The sequence below is a fragment of the Mycolicibacterium llatzerense genome (assembly GCF_000878195.1).
Lineage (GTDB): Bacteria > Actinomycetota > Actinomycetes > Mycobacteriales > Mycobacteriaceae > Mycobacterium > Mycobacterium llatzerense.
The window spans coordinates 1-7,256 of the sequence record NZ_JXST01000082.1; the positions used below are offsets into that span (position 1 = coordinate 1).

Sequence of the window (7,256 nt, forward strand, 5' to 3'; positions counted from 1 at the left end):
TACTGGTAACCCTCAGTATTCGATTCAGCCGTAATCCGGTGATTGTTGATATCGATAGGGTCGGCAGTTTCGGGATGGGCGGCTGGCAGCAGCTGTGATGGACTCACACTTGGCAAGCCCTTTGGGCTCTTGGTTAACCGTCCACGGAATGTTTGCTGGCGACTGTTTCGCGCCGCGCCCGTACATCCCATCTCGTCAAAAATCGATATGCGTGCAGCAGGGAACTTCTGCCACAATCTGCCGATGGCACAGTCCAGAGTGCGACTCCGCTCGGCGACCGCTGACGATCACGCTTTCGTCGTCGAGATGGCCCGCCATGCCTGCATTATCGAAGACTGGCCACTTCCTGACCCCGGTGACGGCGAAGTGCTCGAATTGCTCCCACCTGTTGGCATCGTGCCGATCCTTGCCGAGGATCACAGCGCGATCGCTATCGGTGCGGTGTGGACGTACCATAGCAATCCGCCATTGCGCACTGATGCGGCCGGGTCGCCATTGCCGGAACTCTGCATCGCTGTCGCACCAGGCTCGCGGGGAGCCGGCATCGGCGGCTTGCTTCTGGATGCACTGTTCGCCGAGCTTTCGCCACATGCAGAAGCAATGTGCACTAATGTCCATGTTCGCAATCCGGCCAAACATCTGTACGAGCGCAAGGGATTTCGCGTGGTGGGCCAAGGCAATGGACCCCTCGGCATCGCTATGATCAAAGATTTGCGATGAAGGGCCTACGCGTGGATGCCGCGTTCTCGTTGGTCTAGGTTCGGATTTTGCGCGATGATGCCATGTGTGCCGACTTTGATCCCGCCGGCGATATCCGCTGTCTCCTCATCCGTCGTTGTCGGTGGGCTCTATTGCGTTGCTCCGACCGTGGCGACTGTCTGACGCTCGCGCGGTCGTGGACGCCTTCAATGACCCCGAGATCCAACGCTGGCATGTGCGGCGCGCCGATTCTGAGGACGAAGCGCGCCAGTGGATTAGCGAGTGGCGTGACGGGTGGACTGCAGAGGCTCAGTTGAATTGGGCGCTGGTTGACCGCACCAGCGATTCATTGACCGGCCGTATTTCGCTCAAATGCGTGGATTTGCACGATGGTTCAGCTGAAGCGGCGTACTGGATGGCGCCAGCGTGGCGTGGACGAGGACTCTGTTCTCAAGCCCTTACTACTTTGTGTCAGTGGGCATTCCGTGAAGTCGGTTTCCAGCGGATTGGGTTGGAGCATTCGGTCGCCAACCTCGCCTCTTGTCGGGTTGCGGAGAAGGCCGGGTTTCGCGTGGAGGGCATCCGGCGGAGTGCTGCGTTGCACGCTGACGGCTGGCACGACATGCACGTGCATGCGCTTCTGGCCGGTGATACGCAGGACCGCCGGTGATGAGCGCTGCTTTCGGTCGAGTGGATGCGTTGGACTTCGTCGCGGCGCGGATTCCTGTCTTCGACGGTCAGCGTTGCCCGAGGATCGCGATCGACGGGCCCGACGGTGCCGGCAAGACCCATTTCGCGGACGCACTAGCCGAACTTCTACGAGACCGACAACGACCAGTCGTCCGAGTATCACTCGACGACTTTCACAACACCCGCGAGGTTCGGTACCGGCTGGGCCGTAGTTCGCCTGAGGGGTTCTGGTCAGACTCCTACAACTATCGCCAGTTCTATACCGATGTCCTTGTCCCGTTTCGGCCCGGCGGATCTCGGCGATACCGCACCGCCTGCCATGACGTCACCACTGACACGATTCTCATGCCGGAGCCGCAGCTGGCCGCCCCGGGCACAGTGCTCGTGGTGGACGGAATCTTCCTGCACCGCAACGAGCTTGCCACTAGCTGGGACCTATCCGTGTTCCTCGATGTTCCCTTCATCGAAACCGCACGAAGGATGGCCTTGCGAGATGGAAGTAACCCAGACCCGGACCATCCCACCATGCGGCGCTATGTTGAAGCGCAGCGCCGCTACTTCCGAGAATGCAAGCCTCAGGATCGAGCGACGATCCTGATCGCAAACAGCAACCACGAATCGCCAGTAGTACTCCGCGGGTAACCAAACGAACTGCGAGCACGCGCACCCCCCGCTGCCTTCAGAGGTGATCGGGGCCCAGTGGCTTGTCCACAGAACGGGCAAGGTGTTAGCAGTGTCGGCTCTCGACCAGATATCGAGTCCTACCGATCGAAAGGTATTTTAGACTGGTCTCGAGCTGCCTGTTCGCCGTGAGACAGTGGTGTCGTGGGGGATAGTGCGGGTGAAGGTACTCGCTCGGCTTTTGTTCGTTTTTGGGTGGCTGCGGCACTCAGTTCCATCGGGTCGGCGATCTCTGCGGTCGCGATGCCCGTCTTGGTCGTCCAGTTGCTCGGTGCCAGCCCATTCGAGGTTGGCGTGGTCAACGCCGCACAGTTTGTTCCGTACGCGGCCCTTGGACTTGTCGCCGGGGTGTATGTCGACCACTGGCGCCGCAAACCTGTGCTGGTGTGGGCCAGCGTGGGGCGTGCTCTGAGCCTGGGGCTGGTTCCAGTTCTGTGGTTGGCCGGCAGTCTGCAGATGTGGATGCTGGTCGTCGCGTTGCTGGCGTTCGGGGCGTTCTCGGTATTCGGGTTCGCCGCCACGCAATCATTGCTTCCCCGACTGGTACCGACGGGACAATTGGTTGCGGCGAACGCGCGTCTCGATCAGGCCGACGCTGCCGCCCAAACCCTCGGCCCGGCGATGGGCGGTGGACTCGTGGGCCTCTTGGGCGCTCCCGCGGCCATCGTCGTCGACGCGATCAGTTACCTCGTCGAGGCTGTGCTGATTGCGAGCGTCCATGCCCCCGAACCCCAACCAGAACCACGCTCGCGCCACCTCCGTCACGAGATCGGCGAAGGCCTGAAATGGACTTACCGCCACCGGACTCTCGGTCCGCTGGCAGTGTCGACACACATATGGTTCCTCGCCAACGGGGCAGCGATGACAGCGCTTTCCCTGCTGGCCCTGCGCTCCATGGGGTTCACCCCCTACGCATTCGGAATGCTATTGACGGTCTTCGGTGTCGCGAGTCTGATCGGGGCCTCGTTGGCACCGTCGACCGGTGACCGAATAGGGGTGGGACGGGTGATCATTCTGGCGCGCACCGCATACCCGATCACGTGGCTGCTCGTGGCCTGCGCCCCTGAATCCAGTTTGGGCGATGCAGTGATTTTCGTTGCGTTGGGATTCCAAGGGATCGCAGCCGGCATCGAGAATGCCAACGAGATGGGCTACTGGCAGACGCTTACACCGGACCGGCTGCTCGGGCGCGTGAACGCCACGAGGCGCTCCATTAATCAGACGATGGGCGCTTTGGGAGCGGTCCTGGGCGGCTTGTGCATCGGCGCCTTCGGTGAGCAATTCACGCTCGCTACCGCTGTCGCTGGTTTCGCGGTCGCAGCGGCCATTGCCGCGTCATCAGCGCTTCGAAGACACGGCAGCTAGGTGGAATACGTCTCACACCAATGCAAGTCGCGCCTCGGTGGGGTGATTCCGCTGTATTCGGTGCGATCGGTCTGTCTGCTGGATCGGCGCTCAGAGATGGGGTCGTGGAAGGCTCGTGGAGTCATCGATGGGTATCGGCGGCTTGGGTGCGGCTTGAGGTCGTTTACGGTGTCAGCTAGGAGATCGGGATTTCGGATTCATCGCCGTCCTCGACATCGTGAATTGTCGCGTTATCGTCCTCGCGTAAACGTCGAGCCCAGCGTTGATAGGCCGATTGCTGCGAGATACCCAGGGCCTCACCTATTTTCGCCCAAGATACGCCGGCCAGATGCGCCTGGAGCACTACGTCGGTGAGCTGCGTTTTGGCTGCTTTAGCTGTCGCGCGCGCCTGACCGAGGGCGTTCGTGGCCACCTGGACCGCGCCGCGGGCGTCGTCGAATGCGGCCGCCGCGGCTCCTAGTGACTCAATGTGGACGTCGTAGGGCCGAACCGGGGGATCGAGGTCGAACAACGTGGGCTCGGAGGTATCCGTGTCCGGTTCGTCTTTGTCGTCGGTGGGGCAAACCTGCGGAGAGTCGGTCGTCATGGTTCGTCCAGGTGGTGTTGTCGGAGTGTGCTTCCGATCGGTGGCGGATGCGTACTGCGCCCAGGTGTTGCCGGCTTCGGCGGCGTGTTTTTGGGTGACTTGGTCGCTGTAGCCGAGCATTTCGGCGACGACCGGTGGCGGTATTTGCGATACGAGTTCGCGAAGGGCTCTGTTGCGTGAGCCCAGCAACTCGATGCCGAGCCATCGAAGCCGATGCATGATTGATTGCGGGTCGAGGTGACGGCCAGCCCGGCTGCTGGGAAACAGCCAGGGCGTGGCGATGGCTCCGCCGGTGGTGCGTTGATTGGGCCGGTTGTAGAGGTGATGGTGCAGCTGGGAGGCGAACGGCTCGGGCACCGGGGTGGGTTCTTTGCCCAGCGCGATACGGGTCTCGGCGCCTACCCGGATGACAGCGGTGGTCTGCAGGCCGGCGATCTTCGTCAACGGCTGCGCGTAGAGCAGCAGCAGGATTCCAGCGATCCGGTAGGGAAGACTCTCGGAGTCGCCGGTGAGGAGTTCTTTGAGCCACGCGAGGCGCTGGTCTTGGGTGATGGTCGGGGATGTTCTGGCTTGTCGGTGCTCGATGGTGATTGAGGTGTTGATCTTGCTGCGTTTGGCCCAGACGAAGAACGTCCGGATCGAATGGCGGGTGGTCGGACCTGAGGCCAGGTATTCATCGACGTCCTGCTGGCTGCAGGTTGAAGCGGTGCGGTCGTGGGTCTGCTCGAGCCAGGTCAGGAATTTGATGGTTTCGGTGATCTCTTGTTGTGCTGCGCGTTTGGGTCCGTCGGTTCCTTGGCCGGGCTTGGACTCGCTGCGCAGGCGGCGCAGGTGGTGCCAGGTGGCGAACTGCTCCACGGGTCCTCGCACTGTCGGGGAGTCGATGGCGTCGAGTTTGGTGGCGAGCCAGCGTTCGAATCGTGCGAGGTGTTCGTCGCGTGGTGGGAGGAGGTGGTGGTGCACCAGCATGCTGCGTAGGTGTTCGATGTGTCGGCCCGGGCCGGCGGTGTCGAGGCCGTCGTGGGTGAGGGGTATTGCGCCGGAGGTGATTCCGCCGAGGAGCTGCAGTACCTGGATGTTGCGCTTCCAGGTGAGGATGCTTTCGGGCCGGTCGACGCCGCAGAGCACTTCGAGGAGGGTTTCCATGGCGGCCGGGTCGGCGGGATGGTGCAGCAGGATTTTGCACAGGTCGTCGCGTAGAGCGCATCGTGCGCATTCGCCGCGGCGGTGGATTTCGCCTTCGTGGCCGCAGGTGCGGCAGGCGTAATCGCCGGGGATGGCGGCGCAGGTCAGGCAGACCGGCCGTGGGTCGGTGCGGTTGAGGCGGCCGGGAAGGACGCCGTCGTGCCCGCAGTTGGGGCAGATGCCGTGGGTGCGCATCGCAGTGTAGAAGCAGCTGTGGCACAGCTGATCGCCGGGCCAGTAGACGCGCAGTGTGTTGGCCTTGCGATGGCAGCGGCTGCATTCGTAGTGACCGGTGGTGACGGGTGGGCGTCCGCGGCGCCTGGATCGTGGCTTGGGATTAATCGGGGCCATCGGTGATGACCCGCGCCCGCCGTGGCCGGACCGACTTGTTGAGTTCGACCACGTTCGGCGGCGGGGTAGCGGCTGCCCCGGATGCGGTCTTCCGGCGTCGGACGTCGGTGGCAGTGACGGTCACCAGGTCCTCCACGCCACAGCCGAGGATGTCGCATAGCGCGGCCATCAGTTGCAGCGAAACACGTTCGGGCCGTTGGTGGACAACACGGTAGACCTGGGGTCGGGAGAGCTGAATGCCACGTTCGGCCAGGCGGGGGATCAGGTCAGTGCTGTTGTGCATGCCATGCGCGGCCATGAGCTCGGCGAGGCGCCAGGTGTAGTCGACTTCGCGTTTCATGATGATTCTTCCCCGAAGGAGAGCGCATCTTTGACGGTCTGATCGAGCATGCGGCGCAGTGTGCGGGTGCGGTAGTCGCTGGATACACCGGTGTAGAGGGATGTGGTGCTGGCGACATCGTGGCCGGCCTGGTCTTGGACGAATTTGGCGTCCCAGCCGTCCTCTATGAGGTGGGTGATGTGCGAGCGGCGAAACGAATGCAGATCCAGTCCGGCCGGCAGATCCAGTTCGTCGCAGTAGCGCCGGAAGCGGCGCAGCAGGGTGGTCTCAGCGATCAGGCTGCCGCGCTCGCTGGGGAACAGGTCAATGCTGTCGTCGATATACGGTTGGCCGTGGGTGAGCCAGTCGGCGATGACTTCGGGTGTCCAGTCGAACACCGTGAACACGGTGCGCCGCTTCGGCGGTGAGCCTTTTTTGGCCTTGCCGTACCGGATCAGAACCGCGCCATAGCGCCCGAATTCGGCGGCGTGCGGATTGCGCGAGAAGTCGACGGTCTGCAGGTGTCGCAGTTCATTGAAGCGCAGCCCGTAGGAGTAGGCCACCTTGAACATCACCGAGTCGCGGTAAGCCGGCAGCCAGCCCTTCTTACGGGCATTGGCAATCAGGGACACTTGCTCGTCGGCATGATCGAAGAAGTCCTGCAGCTCCTTTTTGGTGAAGGGCCGCTTGAGCGGATTCTGCTCGTTGTCTTGGACGTGGGCAGCGGTGTTCCACTCGAAGAACACTTGCGCAGGGTGAGTGCCGAAGCGCTGCTCGCATACCCGATCCCAGCCGTAGTCCGGATCAGCGATGTACGAGCAGAACAACCGTAGGCCGTTCTGGTAGCCGCGCACGGTCGATTGCGCCCGGCCTTTGATGCCGCGCAGATCGGCGAAGAACTCTTCAACCATCGCCGGTGTCCAGGCCCAGGGGTACTCGTTGCAGTGGTCGATGAAGCGGCGCACCAGGGCGATGCGCTTGCTGATGGTCTCGTGGTCGAGGTTGCGGCACAGTTGCTGGTTGCGCCAGCCGTCGAGCATGTCCTCGACGGTTTGGGCCTCCGGATGCAGCAGCGGAACTGACCCGACCAGAACCACGCGACCGCTCTTGTCGACGGGCAATTCAGCCTCCCAGGACGTCTCATCTGATGCATCATTGAATCATCTAATGAATCATTACCACATCGCCGCAGGTAGGTCCATCGCAAAACGAACGTTCGCCGATGCGTGTCGCGGCGGCCAGCCGGAGAGGGGGTCATGCATACTCGTTCGCATCCACCGAAAACCCCTGGTGTCCAGGCTGTTTCATCCATGGGTACCGGGTCGGTAGGCGAGAGTCACACGATTGCTGCGTGATTCATCGGATGAAAATGCAGTGATT

At 62.3% G+C, this 7,256-nt stretch carries 6 protein-coding genes and 1 pseudogene; 4 read left to right on the plus strand and 3 right to left on the minus strand.

Annotated elements, in window-relative coordinates:
• The first annotated feature begins 243 nt into the window (after positions 1 to 243).
• The 4 genes from TL10_RS29905 to TL10_RS29105 all read left to right on the plus strand — a co-directional run bounded on the left by TL10_RS29905 (position 244) and on the right by TL10_RS29105 (position 3,435).
• Entirely contained in the window at positions 244 to 720 is a 477-nt protein-coding gene (locus TL10_RS29905; RefSeq protein ID WP_157835606.1) for a GNAT family N-acetyltransferase, read from the plus strand.
• Between the two features lie 121 nt (positions 721 to 841).
• Positions 842 to 1,369 (plus strand): GNAT family N-acetyltransferase, encoded by a 528-nt coding sequence (locus TL10_RS29095; RefSeq protein ID WP_225330065.1) that lies wholly within the window; start codon positions 842 to 844, stop codon positions 1,367 to 1,369.
• Complete coding sequence (locus tag TL10_RS29100; protein WP_043988409.1) at positions 1,369 to 2,031, plus strand: nucleoside/nucleotide kinase family protein; 663 nt, start codon at positions 1,369 to 1,371, stop codon at positions 2,029 to 2,031. Before TL10_RS29095 ends, TL10_RS29100 begins: the two co-directional genes overlap by 1 nt.
• A 183-nt stretch (positions 2,032 to 2,214) precedes the next feature.
• Positions 2,215 to 3,435, plus strand: a complete 1,221-nt coding sequence (locus TL10_RS29105) for an MFS transporter (RefSeq protein WP_043988410.1) — start codon at positions 2,215 to 2,217, stop codon at positions 3,433 to 3,435.
• 631 nt (positions 3,436 to 4,066) lie between these two features.
• On the opposite strand, the pseudogene TL10_RS29110 reads toward TL10_RS29105, so the two are convergent.
• From TL10_RS29110 to TL10_RS29120, 3 genes and pseudogenes are all read right to left on the minus strand, one after another.
• Positions 4,067 to 5,401, minus strand: a pseudogene (locus TL10_RS29110) (hypothetical protein); the annotation flags it as partial.
• Positions 5,402 to 5,543: 142 nt separating this feature from the next.
• Complete coding sequence (locus TL10_RS29115; protein WP_043988411.1) at positions 5,544 to 5,897, minus strand: helix-turn-helix domain-containing protein; 354 nt, start codon at positions 5,895 to 5,897, stop codon at positions 5,544 to 5,546.
• Positions 5,894 to 6,997 carry a tyrosine-type recombinase/integrase gene (locus tag TL10_RS29120; RefSeq protein ID WP_232004317.1) on the minus strand — a complete coding sequence of 368 codons (1,104 nt, stop codon included), beginning with the start codon at positions 6,995 to 6,997 and terminating at the stop codon, positions 5,894 to 5,896. Before TL10_RS29120 ends, TL10_RS29115 begins: the two co-directional genes overlap by 4 nt.
• Between the last annotated feature and the right edge of the window lie 259 nt (positions 6,998 to 7,256).